The following is a 15,506-nucleotide window of genomic DNA, read 5'->3' on the forward strand; positions in this document are numbered from 1 at the left end:
ATAGGGTTGACGGTCGCCCAATGCATGCAAGAAGGGGGCCTCAGTGGCCGCGCAGGACGCCGCTGTCGACTCGGTCAGAGACCGCGAGATCGCAACCGAGCAGGAGCACCTCGATCAGGTGTACCGACGCCTCGAGGAGAAGATCCACGAGGCTGAATTCCTCATGAACGACGCCGCCCAGCGCGGCCAGGTCGGCACGCCTGGCGCACTCGCCGAGCGGGACGCCCAGGTCTTCCGGGCCGGTATCCACCTCAACCGCCTCAACAACGAGTTCGAGGACTTCCTCTTCGGACGTATCGACCTGCTCCAGGGCAAGGACGGCAAGAAGGGCCCGGACGGCGCGTACACCGCCGTCGAGCCGGCCGACGACGCCGTACGCCCCGACGACACCGCCGACGTCGCCGAGACCCTGCACATCGGCCGGATCGGGGTCCTGGACTCCGACTACTCGCCGCTGGTCATCGACTGGCGCGCCCCGGCCGCCGCGCCGTTCTACCGCTCGACCCCGGTCGACCCCGGCCGGGTCGTCCGCCGCCGGGTCATCCGCTCCAAGGGCCGCCAGGTCCTCGGGGTCGAGGACGACCTGATGCGCCCCGAGCTGACGGCGGCGCTGGACGGCGCCCCGCTGGCCGTCGTCGGGGACGGCGCGCTGATGGCCGCGCTCGGGCAGGCCCGCAGCCACACCATGCGCGACATCGTCTCGTCCATCCAGGCCGAGCAGGACCTGGTGATCCGGGCCCCCGCCGCGTCCGTCACCGAGGTCGCGGGCGGCCCCGGCACCGGCAAGACGGCCGTGGCGCTGCACCGCGCCGCGTACCTGCTCTACCAGGACCGGCGCAAGTACGCGGGCGGCATCCTGATCGTCTCGCCGACGCCGCTGCTCGTGGCGTACACGGAGGGCGTGCTGCCCTCGCTCGGCGAGGAGGGCCAGGTCGCGATCCGGGCGGTCGGCTCGCTGGTGGACGGCGCGGAGGCGACGGCGTACGACGATCCGGCCGTCGCCCGCGTCAAGGGTTCGTCCCGGATGCTCCAGGTGCTGCGCAAGGCGGCACGCGGGGCGCTGGAGAACCCGGCGCAGCGCCCGGCACGGCAGCGGACCCGCGGCGGCGCCGGGGGCCGGGGAGGAGACGGGCAGCTGGCCTTCGGCGACGTGGAAGCACCGGGGGAGCCGGAACGGCCGGCCGGTACGCAGGCCGCGCAGGAGGCGCCGTCGTCCCCCGTCACTCCGGACCGGCTGCGGGTGGTCGCCTTCGGCGGCCGGCTCGAACTCGAATCCGACGAGCTCCGGCGCATCCGCCAGAACGTCCTCGGCGGCACGGCGCCCCTCAACCTGCTGCGCCCCCGCGCCCGTCGACTGCTGCTCGACGCGCTGTGGTCCAAGTCCGGCGGCCGGACCCGGGGCGCGTCCTCGTACCCGGGTGACCCGGAACTGGCCGCCGAGCTGCGGTCGTCCTTCGACGACGACGTGTCGAACGAGGACAGCTTCATCGAATTCCTGGACGCCTGGTGGCCCGAGCTGACCCCGCGCGGGGTGCTCGCCGCGATGGCCGACGAGCGCAGGCTCGGCCGCTGGGCCCGCCGGGTGCTCAACCAGGGTGAGGTGCGCAAGCTGGCCCGCTCGCTCCGGCGCGAGGCGCTCTCGGTGCACGACGTGGCGCTCCTGGACGAGCTCCAGGCGCTGCTGGGCACCCCGCACCGGCCCCGGAAGAAGCGCGAGTACGACCCGCTGGACCAGCTCACCGGTCTGGAGGAGCTGATGCCGCACCGCGAGGAGACCCAGTGGGAGCGGGCCGAGCGGCTGGCCCAGGAGCGCACCGAGTACGCGCACGTCATCGTCGACGAGGCGCAGGACCTGACGCCCATGCAGTGGCGGATGGTCGGCCGCCGCGGCCGCCAGGCGACCTGGACGGTCGTGGGCGACGCGGCCCAGTCGTCGTGGTCGGCCCCGGAGGAGGCGGCCGAGGCCCGCGACGAGGCGCTCGGCGCCCGCCCGCGCCGCCGTTTCACACTGACCGTCAACTACCGCAATCCGGCGGAGATCGCCCAGCTGGCGGCGAAGGTGCTGGCGCTCGCCATGCCCGGCATGGAGTCGCCGTCGGCGGTCCGTTCCACCGGGGTCGAGCCGCGCTTCGCTGTCGTGCCGGACGGGGACCTGGCGGGCACGGTCCGGGAGGAGGCCAGGCTGCTGCTCGACCGGGTCGACGGCACGGTCGGGGTGGTGGTCGCCATGAACCGGCGCGACCAGGCCAGGAAGTGGCTGGCCGGTCTCGGGGACCGGGTGGTGGCGCTGGGCAGCCTGGAGGCGAAGGGGCTGGAGTACGACGCGACGGTCGTGGTGTCGCCCGCGGAGATCGCGGACGAGTCGCCGGCCGGGCTGCGGGTCCTGTACGTGGCGCTGACCCGTGCCACACAGCAGCTCACGGTGGTCTCGGCGGCGGGAGACGCGCCGGACGGCGACGGCGTACCGGATCTGCTGCGGGACTGACGTCCCTGCTCCGCCGGGGTCCCGTCGACGGGGCTACGGGTCCCGGCGGCGGACCGGGAGTCAATATCTCGCAGGGGAATCACTTTCCCGGGTGGTTTGTTAACCTGGGCGGTGACACCGGCTCGATCCAAGCCCCCGGGCCCAACCTTCGTCGCTTCGAGCGACCACTTGCCGCGAGGCGAGCATGGCGGGCCGGTGTCACTCAGTTGAAGAAGGTCCGTACCGCTTCCGGGTGGTGCGGACCTTTTCTGTGATCCGATCCGGCGGGGCGTGGCGTGCTCCGGTGCGGTACGGCGTGTTCGGCGTGCTCCAGCGGGTTCTGTGACGCGCTGTGACCGTCCCGGGCGCATGTTTCTGCGGACCGTCCGGCTCCGGGGGCTTCCCCGACCAGGCGCTTTCTCGTATGGTGGAAAACACTTTCCGAATCGGAGGCCTCATTACCAGCTACTGGCTGGTAGGTGCGACCATCGGATGCGTTTTACTGAACAACCAGGGAAAAGCAAAGGAAGTCGGCCATGGCAACGGCGCCCAGCGTCTCGTACTCGATCACGGCGCGTCTGGAGGTTCCCGCGAGCGGGACCGCGGTCAGCCAGCTCACCACGGCCGTGGAGTCCTCCGGTGGCTCGGTCACCGGCCTCGACGTCACGGCTTCCGGTCACGAGAAGCTGCGGATCGACGTCACCATCGCCGCCTCCTCCACCGACCACGCCAGCCAGATCGTCCAGCAGCTCAAGGGCATCGAGGGGGTCGAGCTCGGGAAGGTCTCCGACCGTACCTTCCTGATGCACCTCGGTGGCAAGATCGAGATGGCGTCCAAGCACCCCATCCGCAACCGTGACGATCTCTCGATGATCTACACCCCGGGTGTGGCGCGCGTCTGCATGGCGATCGCGGACAACCCCGAGGACGCCCGCCGGCTCACCATCAAGCGCAACTCCGTTGCAGTGGTGACGGACGGCTCCGCGGTGCTGGGCCTCGGCAACATCGGCCCGATGGCCGCGCTGCCGGTCATGGAGGGCAAGGCGGCCCTCTTCAAGCGCTTCGCCGGGATCGACGCCTGGCCGATCTGCCTCGACACCCAGGACTCCGACGCGATCGTGGAGATCGTCAAGGCCATCGCGCCCGGCTTCGCCGGCATCAACCTGGAGGACATCTCGGCGCCCCGCTGCTTCGAGATCGAGGCCCGGCTGCGCGAGGCCCTGGACATCCCGGTCTTCCACGACGACCAGCACGGCACCGCGATCGTCGTGCTCGCCGCGCTGACCAACGCGCTGCGCGTGGTCGACAAGGAGTTCAGCGAGGTCCGGGTGGTCATGTCCGGCGCCGGAGCGGCCGGTACGGCCATTCTGAAGCTGCTCCTGGCCGCGGGCGTCAAGCACGCGGTCGTCGCCGACATCCACGGTGTGGTGCACGCGGGCCGCCAGGACCTGGTCGACGCCACGCCCGAGTCGCCGCTGCGCTGGATCGCCGACAACACCAACCCCGAAGGTGTGACCGGCACGTTGAAGGAGGCCATGGTCGGCGCCGACATCTTCATCGGTGTCTCGGCTCCCAACGTGCTGGACGGCGAGGACGTCGCGGCCATGGCGGACGGCGCGATCGTGTTCGCGCTCGCGAACCCGGACCCCGAGGTCGACCCGACGATCGCCCGCCAGACGGCGGCAGTTGTGGCCACCGGCCGGTCGGACTTCCCGAACCAGATCAACAACGTGCTGGTCTTCCCGGGTGTCTTCCGCGGTCTGCTGGACGCCCAGTCCCGGACGGTCAACACCGAGATGATGCTGGCCGCCGCGGGCGCGCTCGCCGATGTCGTCGGCGCGGACGAGCTCAACGCCAACTACATCATCCCCTCGGTCTTCAACGACAAGGTCGCCGGGGCGGTCGCGGGAGCCGTCAGGTCGGCCGCGAAGGCGGCCGGTGTGACGGTGTCGGCGCCCACGTCCGCCTGACGCTCGGCGCGTCGCGGGACTCACCGCCCCAAACGCCCCTTTAGGGTGGCGGGAAATGAGCCCCTGGGCGCCCACAGCCGGGTTTCACGGAGTCGACGGAGCGTCACCGTCCCGGGACAGTGACGCGTTCGTGTGACTCCGGTGAGTGCCGGATTGGCTTTCCCGCCGTTGGTGGGGGCAGGATGCATATTCGGGCGCGAGGGTCTGACGTCAGACCCGGGTCCGGGGACTGTCCTAGGGCCCTGGCAGCATCGGCTTCGATCTCACGCCTTACAGGCAAGAAGAACACGGGAGTAACAACATGAACCGCAGTGAGCTGGTGGCCGCCCTGGCCGATCGTGCCGAGGTGACTCGTAAGGACGCCGACGCCGTTCTGGCCGCTCTCGCCGAGACGGTCGGCGAGATCGTCGCCAAGGGCGACGAGAAGGTCACCATCCCCGGCTTCCTGACCTTCGAGCGCACCCACCGTGCCGCTCGCACCGCGCGTAACCCGCAGACCGGCGACCCGATCAACATCCCCGCCGGCTACAGCGTGAAGGTCTCCGCGGGCTCGAAGCTCAAGGAAGCCGCCAAGGGCAAGTAGTCCCAAGCGCAGAGCACAGAACGGAGGGCGGCCACACCCGGTCAGGGTGGGCCGCCCTCCGGCATGTCCGGACGAGTGTCGTCGGACTGTGTCCCATCGGACCGACCGGACCGATGGGACCGACCGGACCGATGGGACCGACCGGACCGACCGGGCCGAGCGCCCTCAGGCCGGCCGGGTCCCGGCGGCCTCGTTCCGGTCCCGGCCGCCGTCCTCGCGGAACATCCGCAGGTCCACGCCCGTCAGGGAGGTCACGACGGTGGTGCGGGGCCCCGCGGCGATGCCCGGGACCGTGGGGACCGCCAGCAGGCGGCACCCCGCGGCCAGCGCCGCCGCTGCCCCCGTCGGTGTGTCCTCCACGGCCAGACAGCGGGCCGGGTCCGCGCCCAGCGCCGCCGCTGCCGCCAGATACGGGTCCGGGTGGGGCTTCCCGCGCGCCGATTCGCCCGAGGCCACGGACGTCGCGAACCGGTGCGCCCCGAGCGCGTCGAGCACCATGTCCGCCACATGCCGCTCGGACGCGGTGACCAGGGCCACCGCGATGCCCAGCGCCGCGGCCTGGTCGAGCAGGCGCAGGGCGCCCGGCTGGACGGTGACCCCGGAGGCCACACCGGCCGTGAAGTCCCGGTCGAGACGGGCCGCGGCGTCGGCCACCGTCAGACCGACGCCGTGCTCGTGGACCGCGCGTTCCGCCGCGTCGGCCACCGCGGCCCCGGCGTAGGCGGCCACGACACCGGGCCCGGCGGGGACGCCCTCCGCGCTGAGCAGCCGGGCGACGGTCTGGAGCCAGGCGTGCTCGGTGTCGACCAGGGTGCCGTCCATGTCGCACAGCAGCGCCGCGGGGAGCGTCATGAGGGCTCGCTTTTCTGTTCCGGTGCGGTACGGGCCAGGGGATTGGCCTGTATGGAGTTGCGTACGGTGAAGACGACCGAGCCGGGGCGGTAGCGGTCGTCCGAGGTCTCGACGGGCCGCCCGTCGGAGGTGAGCGTGGTGCGCCGCACCCGCAGCAGCGGGCTGCCGCGGCGCACCCGCAGTTCGCGGGCTTCGGTGGTGCCCGCCGCGACGGCGTCCAGATGGTGCTCCCCGTGCGCGAAGACCAGCCCGGTGTCGTCGAGCAGCCGCTGGGTGACGGACTCGCAGTCGGCGGGCAGGGCCTCGACGGCATCGGCCGTCCAGCCCGCGTACACCGTGCGCTCCAGCAGGACCGGGGCGCCGTCCAGGGTGCGCAGCCGCAGGACGCGCAGCACACGGTCGCCGGGTGCCAGCTGGAGCAGCGCGGCCTCCTCGGCGCTCGCGCCGCCGCGTACGGAGTCCAGGACGAGCCCGCCCGGGAGATGCCCGCCGGCCCGCGCCCACTGCGCGAAACTCCGCAGTTCGGTGAAGCTCTGACTGGGTGTGGTGCTCAGCACAGTGTGGCGCGTGCCCTGCCGGGATCCGAGCAGCCCCTCGGCGAGCAGCGTCGCCAGGGCCTGCCGGACGGTGCCGCGCGAGACGCTGTGCACGGCTGCCAGTTCGGTCTCCGACGGCAGTGCGGAACCGACCGGAAACCGGCCTTCCGCGAGGTCACGGCGGAGAGAGTCGGCGATCTGCTGATGCCGTCGGGGCACGTCACTCCTCCTGCTGGGCCCGGGGTTCCGGGCGACGGCTGATCATGCCATCTGTACACACCGTCATGCATCCCACGGAGGTTCGAGGTATGTGTCTCACCGATCCTCGCCATCTTAAACCAAAACTTATATAACGCTTCTGACCTGCGGTTTTTAGGATCGTTCGGGGTTGTTTGACGATCGTCTTGCTGTTAGCTTGCCCAGGCTTACTGACTGATGGCTTGTCCAGACAAGTGGCTGGCCTTGAATCGCAGGAGTACAACGTGAACCCATCCCGACCGGCCCGCTTCGCAGGCATCGCGGCAGCCGTGCTCGCCACCGCGGCGGTGGCCAGCGGCTGCGGGGCCGCCCCCATCGCCGACGCCGCGAACAGCAAGGCGGCGAAGGCGTCCTCGGCGGCGGATCTCGGCGGGATGGCGGCCCTCGCAAAGGAGGCCAAGAAGGAGGGCACGCTGAATGTCTACGCGCTCGCCCCCGACTGGGCGAACTACGGCGAGATGATCTCGGCCTTCGAGAAGAAGTACGGGATCAAGGTCAACAACGAGAACCCGGGCGGCAGCAGCCAGCAGGCGCTCAACGCGGCGGCCAAGCGCAAGGGCCAGGACCGGGCCGTCGACGCGCTCGACCTCGGTACCGCGTACATGCAGCAGGCCAAGGCGCAGAAGCTGCTCGCCCCGTACAAGGTCACCGGCTGGAACGGCATACCCGCGGCCCAGAAGCAGGCCGACGGCTCGTACCTGAACAACTACGGCGGCTACATCTCGATCGGCTGCGACGCCAAGGCCGTCACGCACTGCCCGAAGACCTTCAAGGACCTGCTGAAGCCCGAGTACAAGGACAAGGTCGCCCTGAACGGCAATCCGGGCGAGTCCAGTTCGGCGCTGGCCGCGGTCTTCGCCGCCTCGCTGGCCAACGGCGGCTCCCTCGACGACGTACAGCCCGGCCTCGACTTCTTCAAGGAGCTCAAGAAGAAGGGAAATTACGTCCCCGCCGAGTCGACCCTCGCCACCATCCAGAAGGGCGAGACGCCCATCTCGATCGACTGGGACTACCTCAACCTCGGCTACGCGGCGAAGCTGAAGGCCAAGGGCGTCGACTGGAAGGTCACGGCCCCGGCCGACGGCCAGTACTCCAACTACTACAACCAGGGCGTCAACAAGTACGCCCCGCACCCGGCGGCCGCCCGCCTGTGGCTGGAGTTCCTCTACAGCACCGAGGGCCAGAACATCTGGCTGCGCGGCTTCTCCCGGCCCGCCCTGCTCGACGTGATGGAGAAGAACGGCACCGCCGACCAGGCCGCCAAGGCACTTCCGCACGTGGAGGGAACCGCGAAGACCGCGAGCCCCGCCCAGGAGGCCAAGGCCAAGGAGGCCGTCGTGCAGGGCTGGGCCAAGGCGGTCAGCTGACCATGGCCGACCAAGCCGTCGGTACGGCCGTCGTCGCTGAGGCGAAACCGGCCGTACGCCGCCGGGGCCGCCACCGCTGGCCCGCCGTCCTCCCGTTCTTCGTCTTCCTCGCCCTCTGCTTCGGCCTGCCCGCGGGGACCATGGCGTACAACGCGTTCATGGTCTCCGACCCGAGCGGCGCGACGCGGTTCGGCACCGACAACGTCAGCAACTCGCTCTCCGGGGCGTACGCGACCGGGCTGACCGGAAGCATCGAACTCTCCGTCGTCAGCGCCCTGCTGGCCACCGTCTTCGGTGCGCTGATCGCCCAGGCCGTCGCCACGTCGAAGCGCCCCGCCCTGCGCAAGGCCGTCGTCGCGGCCTCCGGGGTCTTCGCGAACTTCAGCGGCGCGCCGCTCGCCTTCGCCTTCATCGCCACCCTCGGTACCACCGGCACGCTCACCAGGCTGCTGTCGCTGCGCTCCACCGGCTTCAGCCTCTACAGCTTCACCGGCCTGGTGCTCGCCTACCTCTACTTCATGATCCCGCTGATGGTGGTGACCGTGCTGCCGGCGCTGGACGGGCTGCGCACCCAGTGGCAGGAGGCCGCCGCGTCCTGCGGAGCCACCCGCCGGCAGTTCTGGCTGCACATCGGCATCCCGGTGCTGACGCCCTCGCTGCTCGGCGGCGCGGTCCTGATGTTCGGCACCGCCTTCGCCTCGCAGGCCACCGCGGCGGTGATGACGGGGAGTTCGGTACCGCTGATCACCCTCCAGATCTCCAACGCCCTGAACGGCAACGTGCTGGCCGGGCAGGAGAACCTGGCGCTCGCCATGAGCCTCAACATGGTCGTGATCGCGCTCCTTGTGATGGCCGTACAGATCCCGCTGCAGCGACGGAGTGCCCGATGGCTCGGATGACGACAGCAGGCACGGCCGGGCGCACCCGCGGACCGGTGCTCGTGCTGGCCGCGCTCTACTTCCTGGTACCGGTCCTGGCCTCGCTCTGGTTCACGGTCGACAACGCCGACGGGATCAGCTTCGACCCGTACACCAAGGGCCTCGGCTCCGACGGGATGACCAGCAGTCTGCTGCTCTCACTGGGGCTCGGACTCGCCACCGTCGTCCTCGGGCTCGCCCTGATGGTGCCCACGACCGTCGCGGTCGCCCTGTACTTCCCCGGGCTCCGGCGCACCGTCGAGATCCTCTCCATGATGCCGCTGGTGGTGCCCCCGATCGCCCTGGTCGCGGGCGTCAGCACCGTCCTTTCCTGGCAGCAGGACCTCGCCACGACCCCGCTCTACGGGACCTTCCAGGCCCTGCAGAACAAGGACTTCCCGCTGATCCTCGTGCTGGTCTACACGGTGATGTCGCTGCCGTTCCTGTACCGCTCGCTGGACGCGGGGCTGCGCGCCGTCGACCTCCGTACGCTCGTCGAGGCGTCCCGGAGCCTCGGTGCCTCACGCACCCAGACCCTGTTGCGGGTCGTCGTACCGAACCTGCGCTCCGCGGTGATCGGCGGGGCCGTGCTCAGCCTGGCCATGGTGCTCGGTGAGTACACCGTCGCCTCCGTGCTCGGCTTCGCACCGTTCGCCGTGTGGATGGTGCAGGTCGGCGACAGCGAGGCCCAGCTCTCCGTCGCCGCCGCGATGCTGAGCCTTCTGATCAGCTGGGGGCTGCTGCTCCTGCTCACCACCCTGGCCGGCGGCCGCAACCGAAGGAAGGCCACACGATGAGTGTTCCCGTACAACTCAGGAACCTGCGGAGGGACTTCGGCCCCACGGTGGCGCTCGCCGGTCTCGACCTGGACATCGGCCCCGGCGAACTGGTGGCACTCCTCGGACCTTCCGGCTGCGGGAAGACCACCGCGCTGCGCATCATCGCGGGTTTCGAGTCCGCGGACAGCGGCGAACTGCTGATGGACGGCCGGGACGTCACCTCCGTCCCCGCCCACCGGCGCGACATCGGCATGGTGTTCCAGTCGTACAGCCTCTTCCCGAACATGACGGCCGCCGAGAACGTGTCGTACGGGCTGCGGGTGCGCGGCAAGAATGCGGCCGAGCGGCGGGCGCGCTCCGCCGAACTCCTCGAACTCGTCGGCCTCCCCGGTCGCGGGGACCACTACCCGCACCAGCTCTCCGGCGGCCAGCAGCAGCGCGTGGCCCTGGCCCGCGCGCTCGCCGTCCAGCCGCAGGTGCTGCTCCTCGACGAACCGCTGTCGGCGCTGGACGCCAAGGTGCGGCTCACGCTGCGCGAGGAGATCCGCCGTATCCAGCTGGAGCTTGCCATCACCACGGTCTTCGTCACGCACGACCAGGAGGAGGCGCTGTCCATGGCGGACCGCGTCGCCGTGATGAAGGACGGCAGGCTGGAGCAGTGCGCGGCCCCGTCCGAGCTGTACGAGCGTCCGGCGACGCCGTTCGTGGCCGAGTTCGTCGGCACGATGAACCGGCTGCCGGGCACGGTCCGTGACGGCGGGGTCGTGGAGCTCTTCGGGCGCCGGCTCCCCATCCACGGGGACGCGCCGGCCACCGGCCGCGAGGTCGACGTCCTGCTGCGGCCGGAAGGGCTCGCGGTCGGGGCGGCGGACGCGGACGGGGGGACCGGGGCGACCGTCCGGGTGGCGACCTTCCTGGGGCCCACCACCCGGCTGCACCTCACCACGGACAGCGGTCTCGCGCTCAAGGCCGACCTGCCCAGCTGGGAGGCCGGGCAGCTCACGGTGGGGGCCCGCTGCACGCTTTCACCGCACGAGAATCCGGTGCTCGTCGCCGAGCGGTGAGGTGCGGTGCGGTGCGGTGCCGAAGGCTGCGGGTGTATCGCGCAGCCTTCGGTGTGCCCGTCCGGCCAGGTGGGTCAGACCAGTGCCGCGCCCGGCAGTTCCACCTTCGCGCCCAGCTCGATCAGCTTGTCGAGGAAGTTCTCGTAGCCGCGGTTGATCAGGTCGATCCCGTGCACCCGGGACGTGCCCTGGGCCGCCAGCGCCGCGATCAGATACGAGAAGCCGCCGCGCAGGTCGGGGATGACCAGGTCGGCGCCCTGCAGCTTGGTGGGGCCGCTGACGACCGCCGAGTGCAGGAAGTTGCGCTGGCCGAAGCGGCAGTCCGAACCGCCCAGGCACTCGCGGTACAGCTGGATGTGCGCGCCCATCTGGTTCAGCGCGGACGTGAAGCCGAGCCGTGACTCGTACACCGTCTCGTGGACGATGGAGAGCCCGCTCGCCTGCGTCAGCGCCACCACCAGCGGCTGCTGCCAGTCGGTCTGGAAGCCGGGGTGGACGTCCGTCTCCAGGGCGATGGCGTTGAGCGGGCCGCCCGGGTGCCAGAAGCGGATGCCCTCGTCGTCGATCTCGAAGGCACCGCCGACCCGGCGGAAGGTGTTGAGGAAGGTCATCATCGAGCGCTGCTGCGCGCCGCGCACATAGATGTTGCCTTCGGTCGCCAGCGCGGCCGACGCCCAGGACGCGGCCTCCAGACGGTCCGGCAGCGCCCGGTGGTTGTAGCCGCCGAGCTGGTCGACACCGGTGATCCGGATGGTCCGGTCGGTGTCCATCGAGATGATCGCGCCCATCTTCTGCAGTACGCAGATGAGGTCCTCGATCTCCGGCTCCACGGCGGCGTTCGACAGCTCGGTGACGCCCTCGGCGAGCACGGCCGTCAGCAGCACCTGCTCGGTCGAACCGACCGACGGGTAGGGCAGCCGGATCTTGCAGCCGCGCAGCCGCTGCGGGGCCTCCAGGTACTGGCCGTCCGCCCGCTTCTCGATCGTCGCGCCGAACTGGCGCAGCACCTCGAAGTGGAAGTCGATCGGCCGGCCGCCGATGTCGCAGCCGCCGAGACCGGGGATGAACGCGTGACCCAGACGGTGCAGCAGCGGGCCGCAGAAGAGGATCGGGATGCGCGACGAGCCCGCGTGGGCGTCGATGTCCGCCACGTTGGCGCTCTCGACGTGCGACGGGTCGAGGATCAGCTCACCCGGTTCCTCACCGGGGCGGACGGTCACACCGTGCAGCTGGAGCAGCCCGCGCACGACCCGTACGTCCCGGATGTCGGGCACATTGCGCAGTCTGCTCGGACCGCTGCCGAGGAGGGCGGCGACCATCGCCTTGGGCACGAGGTTCTTCGCGCCGCGAACGCGGATCTCGCCCTCGAGCGGGTTGCCGCCGTGGACGAGCAGGACATCGTCGGTGCCAGTGCCGGTCATGAATCTCGCGTTCCGGTGGAGGGAGGGTGGACAGAGGGGCAGTCTCAAAGGGTAAGGGGCGAACACCCCCCTTCCATAAGGCAAAGGGGGACTGTCGTGCGTCATGACTTCGCTACAACACGCTCCGTACGGGATCGGTCACGGCCCGCCGCCGCTCCCGGGCCCGCCGCCGCTGCCCGCAGGACCGTGCTCCTCCCGCGCTGAGCTGCGCCGGGTGCGCGCTCCCGGCCCGGCGCCCCACGGAACGCGGATGTGCGGGATCATGTGTGCCATGACGGAGGTGTCCTCGCTCACAGGGCGGCTGCTCGTGGCCACTCCCGCCCTGGCGGACCCGAATTTCGACCGTGCCGTGGTGCTCGTCCTCGACCATGACGGGGAGGGCTCGCTCGGAGTGGTCCTGAACCGCCCGACCCCGGTCGGCGTCGGTGACATCCTGGCGGGCTGGGAGCAGCTCACCGGGGAGCCCGGGGTCGTGTTCCAGGGCGGCCCGGTCTCGCTTGACTCGGCGCTGGGCATCGCGGTGATCCCCGGCGGCGGCAAGGCGTCCGAGCCGGCCGGCATCGACGAGCCCACCCCCCGGCGCCGGCCGTGGGGCGACGCGGCCACGGGGCTGCGGCGCCGCGCGGACCGGAACGACCCCATCGGCTGGCGGCGGGTGTACGGCGCGATCGGCCTGGTCGACCTGGAGACCCCGCCCGAACTGCTCGCGGCGGCGCTCGGCTCGCTGCGCATCTTCGCCGGTTACGCGGGCTGGGGCCCGGGACAGCTGGCCGCGGAGGTGGCGGCGGGGGCCTGGTACGTGGTGGATTCGGAGCCCGGCGACGTGTCGTCGCCCGCCCCGGAGAGGCTGTGGCGGTCGGTGCTGAGGCGCCAGCGGAGCGGTCTGGCGATGATCGCCACCTATCCGGACGACCCTTCGCTGAACTGAAGGCGGAATGAGTCAGTACCCTTGGCCCTCATGAGCACTCTTGAGCCCGAGCGCGGGGCAGGTACGGGGACCCTCGTAGAGCCGACGCCGCAGGTGTCGAACGGCGACGGCGACCACGAGCGCTTCGCCCACTATGTCCAGAAGGACAAGATCATGGCGAGCGCGCTGGAAGGCACGCCGGTCGTCGCACTCTGCGGCAAGGTCTGGGTGCCGGGCCGCGACCCGAAGAAGTATCCGGTCTGTCCCATGTGCAAGGAGATCTACGAGTCCATGGGCGCCGGAGGCGACAAGGACAAGGGCGGCAAGGACGGCGGCAAGAAGTAGCCCCCGCTCCTGCCCCACCCCGCTCCCGCCTCGCTCCTTCGTACGCGTGCGGCGCGGCTGCGGCCTCCTCCGGGAGGCGGGCCGTGACCGCCGTACGGCTGTGCCGACCGGCCTGAGAACCTGACCGGCTGACCGGCGAATTGGTCTATGCCACTTGCCGGTGGGTCCGGCAGGATGGGCGCATGGATCTGATTCCCGCGCCCCTCGGCGCACAGGACACGGAGAACGGCGGCGCGTTCACGCTGGACGCCGCCACGGTCATCGACGCCGGACCCGGTACCGAGGGGGTCGCCCGGTGGCTGCGGCAGGTGCTCGGTGACGCGACCGGTCTGCCCCTGGGCGCCGGCGCGGATTCCGGTTCTGATTCCGGTTCCTGTTCTGGTTCTGGTTCTGGTTCCGGAGAGTGCTCCACGGCCGGGACCGTCCGGCTGCGGATCGACCCCGGTACGCCCGGTGACCGGGGCGGCGACAGCTCCGAGGGCTACACGCTGTCCGTCGACAGCGGCGGAGTCCGTCTGCGCGGCGGCAGCGCGGCCGGCCTCTTCTGGGGTGCGCAGACGCTCCGTCAGCTGCTCGGCCCCGACGCCTTCCGGCGGGCGCCGCTGCGCCCCGGCGCCGCGTGGCGGATCCCCGCCTGCGCCATCGAGGACAGCCCCCGGTTCGCCTGGCGCGGCATGATGCTCGACGTGGCACGGCACTTCATGCCCAAGGAGGGAGTCCTGCGCTACCTCGACCTCCTCGCCGCCCACAAGCTCAACGTCTTCCACTTCCACCTCACCGACGACCAGGGCTGGCGCATCGAGATCAAGCGCTATCCGCGGCTGACCGAGGTCGGCGCCTGGCGCGCCCGTACCAAGTGGGGCCACCGCGCGTCACCGCTCTGGGACGAGAAGCCGCACGGTGGTTACTACACCCAGGACGACATCCGCGAGATCGTCGCGTACGCCGCAGAGCGGCACATCACCGTCGTTCCCGAGATCGACATCCCGGGCCACTCGCAGGCCGCCATCGCCGCCTATCCCGAGCTCGGCAACACCGATGTCATCGACACGGCCGCCCTCACCGTCTGGGACACCTGGGGCGTCAACCCCAATGTGCTCGCCCCGACGGAGAGTTCGCTGCGCTTCTACGAAGGCGTGCTGGAGGAGGTCCTCGCCCTCTTCCCCTCGACCTTCATCCACCTGGGCGGCGACGAGTGCCCGAAGGACCAGTGGAAGGAGTCCGCGGCCGCGCAGGCGAACATCGAAGGACTGGGGCTGGGCAACGAGGACGAACTCCAGTCCTGGTTCATCCTGCACTTCGACCGCTGGCTCGCCGAGCGTGGCCGGCGTCTGATCGGCTGGGACGAAATCCTGGAGGGCGGTCTCGCACCGGGTGCAGCCGTCTCGTCCTGGCGCGGTTACGCGGCCGGGATCGCCGCGGCCGAGGCAGGGCACGACGTCGTCATGTGCCCCGAGCAGCAGGTGTACCTGGACCACCGGCAGGACGGCGGCGAGGACGAGCCGATGCCCATCGGTTACGTCCGCACCCTGGAGGACGTCTACCGCTTCGAGCCCGTGCCGCCGCAGCTGGGTCCCGAGGCCGCGGCTCATGTCCTCGGCACCCAGGCCAACGTCTGGACCGAGGTGATGGAGAACCAGAGCCGGGTGGACTACCAGGTGTTCCCGAGGCTCGCGGCCTTCGCGGAGGTCGCCTGGTCGGCGCTGCCGGAACCGGCCGCCCGGGACTTCGCGGACTTCGGCCGGCGGATGGCCGCGCACTACGCCCGACTTGACGCGCTCGGTGTCCAGTACCGTCCGCCCGGCGGCCCGTTGCCCTCGCAGCAGCGGCCCGCACCCGAGGGCATGGCCGCCGCGGCTCTCGGACGCCCGATCGAGGGGGCGCCCCCAAACGTGTGAGCGTGCGGGCAAGGTGTGTACCAAGTCCCGGGCGCTCCGGAACCATGAACCGCCGGGCCGAACAACTCAGGCAACGGGTGCAGAAGAGCGGTAATCGGCACTTCGCGGCAATCCCGCGTGAATGCGGACGTTCAGTCTGGGAAGG

At 70.8% G+C, this 15,506-nt stretch carries 13 protein-coding genes; 10 read left to right on the plus strand and 3 right to left on the minus strand.

The genetic code is table 11. From position 1 onward, the window contains the following. Nucleotides 1-43 precede the first annotated feature (43 nt). The 3 genes from OG285_RS22465 (at nucleotide 44) to OG285_RS22475 (ending at nucleotide 5,017) form a co-directional block, all read left to right on the plus strand. Nucleotides 44-2,485, plus strand: coding sequence for a UvrD-helicase domain-containing protein (locus OG285_RS22465; RefSeq protein ID WP_371792016.1), 2,442 nt, complete (start codon nucleotides 44-46; stop codon nucleotides 2,483-2,485). Nucleotides 2,486-3,000: 515 nt separating this feature from the next. Further along, on the plus strand, nucleotides 3,001-4,434 hold the full coding sequence (locus OG285_RS22470) for an NAD-dependent malic enzyme (protein ID WP_371792017.1): 1,434 nt from the start codon (nucleotides 3,001-3,003) through the stop codon (nucleotides 4,432-4,434). Between the two features lie 301 nt (nucleotides 4,435-4,735). After that, the gene (locus tag OG285_RS22475) at nucleotides 4,736-5,017 is read left to right on the plus strand and encodes an HU family DNA-binding protein (protein ID WP_003968811.1); all 282 of its coding nucleotides are present in this window, start codon (nucleotides 4,736-4,738) and stop codon (nucleotides 5,015-5,017) included. Nucleotides 5,018-5,182: 165 nt separating this feature from the next. Here the strand turns inward: OG285_RS22475 and OG285_RS22480 are convergent, their stop codons facing one another. Together OG285_RS22480 and OG285_RS22485 are read right to left on the minus strand one after the other, a co-directional pair. Next, complete coding sequence (locus OG285_RS22480; protein WP_371792018.1) at nucleotides 5,183-5,869, minus strand: HAD family hydrolase; 687 nt, start codon at nucleotides 5,867-5,869, stop codon at nucleotides 5,183-5,185. Further along, a complete protein-coding gene (locus OG285_RS22485; protein ID WP_356833132.1) occupies nucleotides 5,866-6,624 on the minus strand; it encodes a GntR family transcriptional regulator in 759 nt (252 codons plus the stop codon). Before OG285_RS22485 ends, OG285_RS22480 begins: the two co-directional genes overlap by 4 nt. 263 nt (nucleotides 6,625-6,887) lie before the next feature. Between OG285_RS22485 and OG285_RS22490 the strand changes: the two genes are divergently transcribed. From OG285_RS22490 to OG285_RS22505, 4 genes are read left to right on the plus strand one after another with little or no spacing between them, the layout of a single operon-like run. Continuing rightward, on the plus strand, nucleotides 6,888-8,030 hold the full coding sequence (locus OG285_RS22490; RefSeq protein WP_371792019.1) for an ABC transporter substrate-binding protein: 1,143 nt from the start codon (nucleotides 6,888-6,890) through the stop codon (nucleotides 8,028-8,030). A 2-nt stretch (nucleotides 8,031-8,032) separates the two neighbouring features. Beyond that, nucleotides 8,033-8,929: an ABC transporter permease subunit gene (locus OG285_RS22495; RefSeq protein ID WP_356833137.1), complete on the plus strand. Its 897-nt coding sequence runs from the start codon at nucleotides 8,033-8,035 to the stop codon at nucleotides 8,927-8,929. Beyond that, nucleotides 8,917-9,744: an ABC transporter permease gene (locus tag OG285_RS22500; RefSeq protein ID WP_371792020.1), complete on the plus strand. Its 828-nt coding sequence runs from the start codon at nucleotides 8,917-8,919 to the stop codon at nucleotides 9,742-9,744. Before OG285_RS22495 ends, OG285_RS22500 begins: the two co-directional genes overlap by 13 nt. Further along, on the plus strand, nucleotides 9,741-10,790 hold the full coding sequence (locus OG285_RS22505) for an ABC transporter ATP-binding protein (protein WP_356833141.1): 1,050 nt from the start codon (nucleotides 9,741-9,743) through the stop codon (nucleotides 10,788-10,790). Before OG285_RS22500 ends, OG285_RS22505 begins: the two co-directional genes overlap by 4 nt. A 74-nt stretch (nucleotides 10,791-10,864) precedes the next feature. On the opposite strand, the gene murA is transcribed toward OG285_RS22505, so the two are convergent. Beyond that, the gene (murA, locus tag OG285_RS22510; RefSeq protein WP_164266016.1) at nucleotides 10,865-12,211 is read right to left on the minus strand and encodes a UDP-N-acetylglucosamine 1-carboxyvinyltransferase; all 1,347 of its coding nucleotides are present in this window, start codon (nucleotides 12,209-12,211) and stop codon (nucleotides 10,865-10,867) included. Nucleotides 12,212-12,482: 271 nt separating this feature from the next. Between murA and OG285_RS22515 the strand changes: the two genes are divergently transcribed. The 3 genes from OG285_RS22515 to OG285_RS22525 all read left to right on the plus strand — a co-directional run bounded on the left by OG285_RS22515 (nucleotide 12,483) and on the right by OG285_RS22525 (nucleotide 15,361). Beyond that, nucleotides 12,483-13,139: a YqgE/AlgH family protein gene (locus OG285_RS22515; RefSeq protein WP_356833144.1), complete on the plus strand. Its 657-nt coding sequence runs from the start codon at nucleotides 12,483-12,485 to the stop codon at nucleotides 13,137-13,139. 30 nt (nucleotides 13,140-13,169) lie between these two features. Continuing rightward, nucleotides 13,170-13,463: a DUF3039 domain-containing protein gene (locus tag OG285_RS22520; protein ID WP_164266014.1), complete on the plus strand. Its 294-nt coding sequence runs from the start codon at nucleotides 13,170-13,172 to the stop codon at nucleotides 13,461-13,463. Between the two features lie 182 nt (nucleotides 13,464-13,645). Continuing rightward, nucleotides 13,646-15,361: a beta-N-acetylhexosaminidase gene (locus tag OG285_RS22525; RefSeq protein ID WP_371792021.1), complete on the plus strand. Its 1,716-nt coding sequence runs from the start codon at nucleotides 13,646-13,648 to the stop codon at nucleotides 15,359-15,361. Nucleotides 15,362-15,506: the final 145 nt, after the last annotated feature.

Origin of the sequence: Streptomyces sp. NBC_01471 (assembly GCF_041438865.1) — a bacterium.
Lineage (GTDB): Bacteria > Actinomycetota > Actinomycetes > Streptomycetales > Streptomycetaceae > Streptomyces.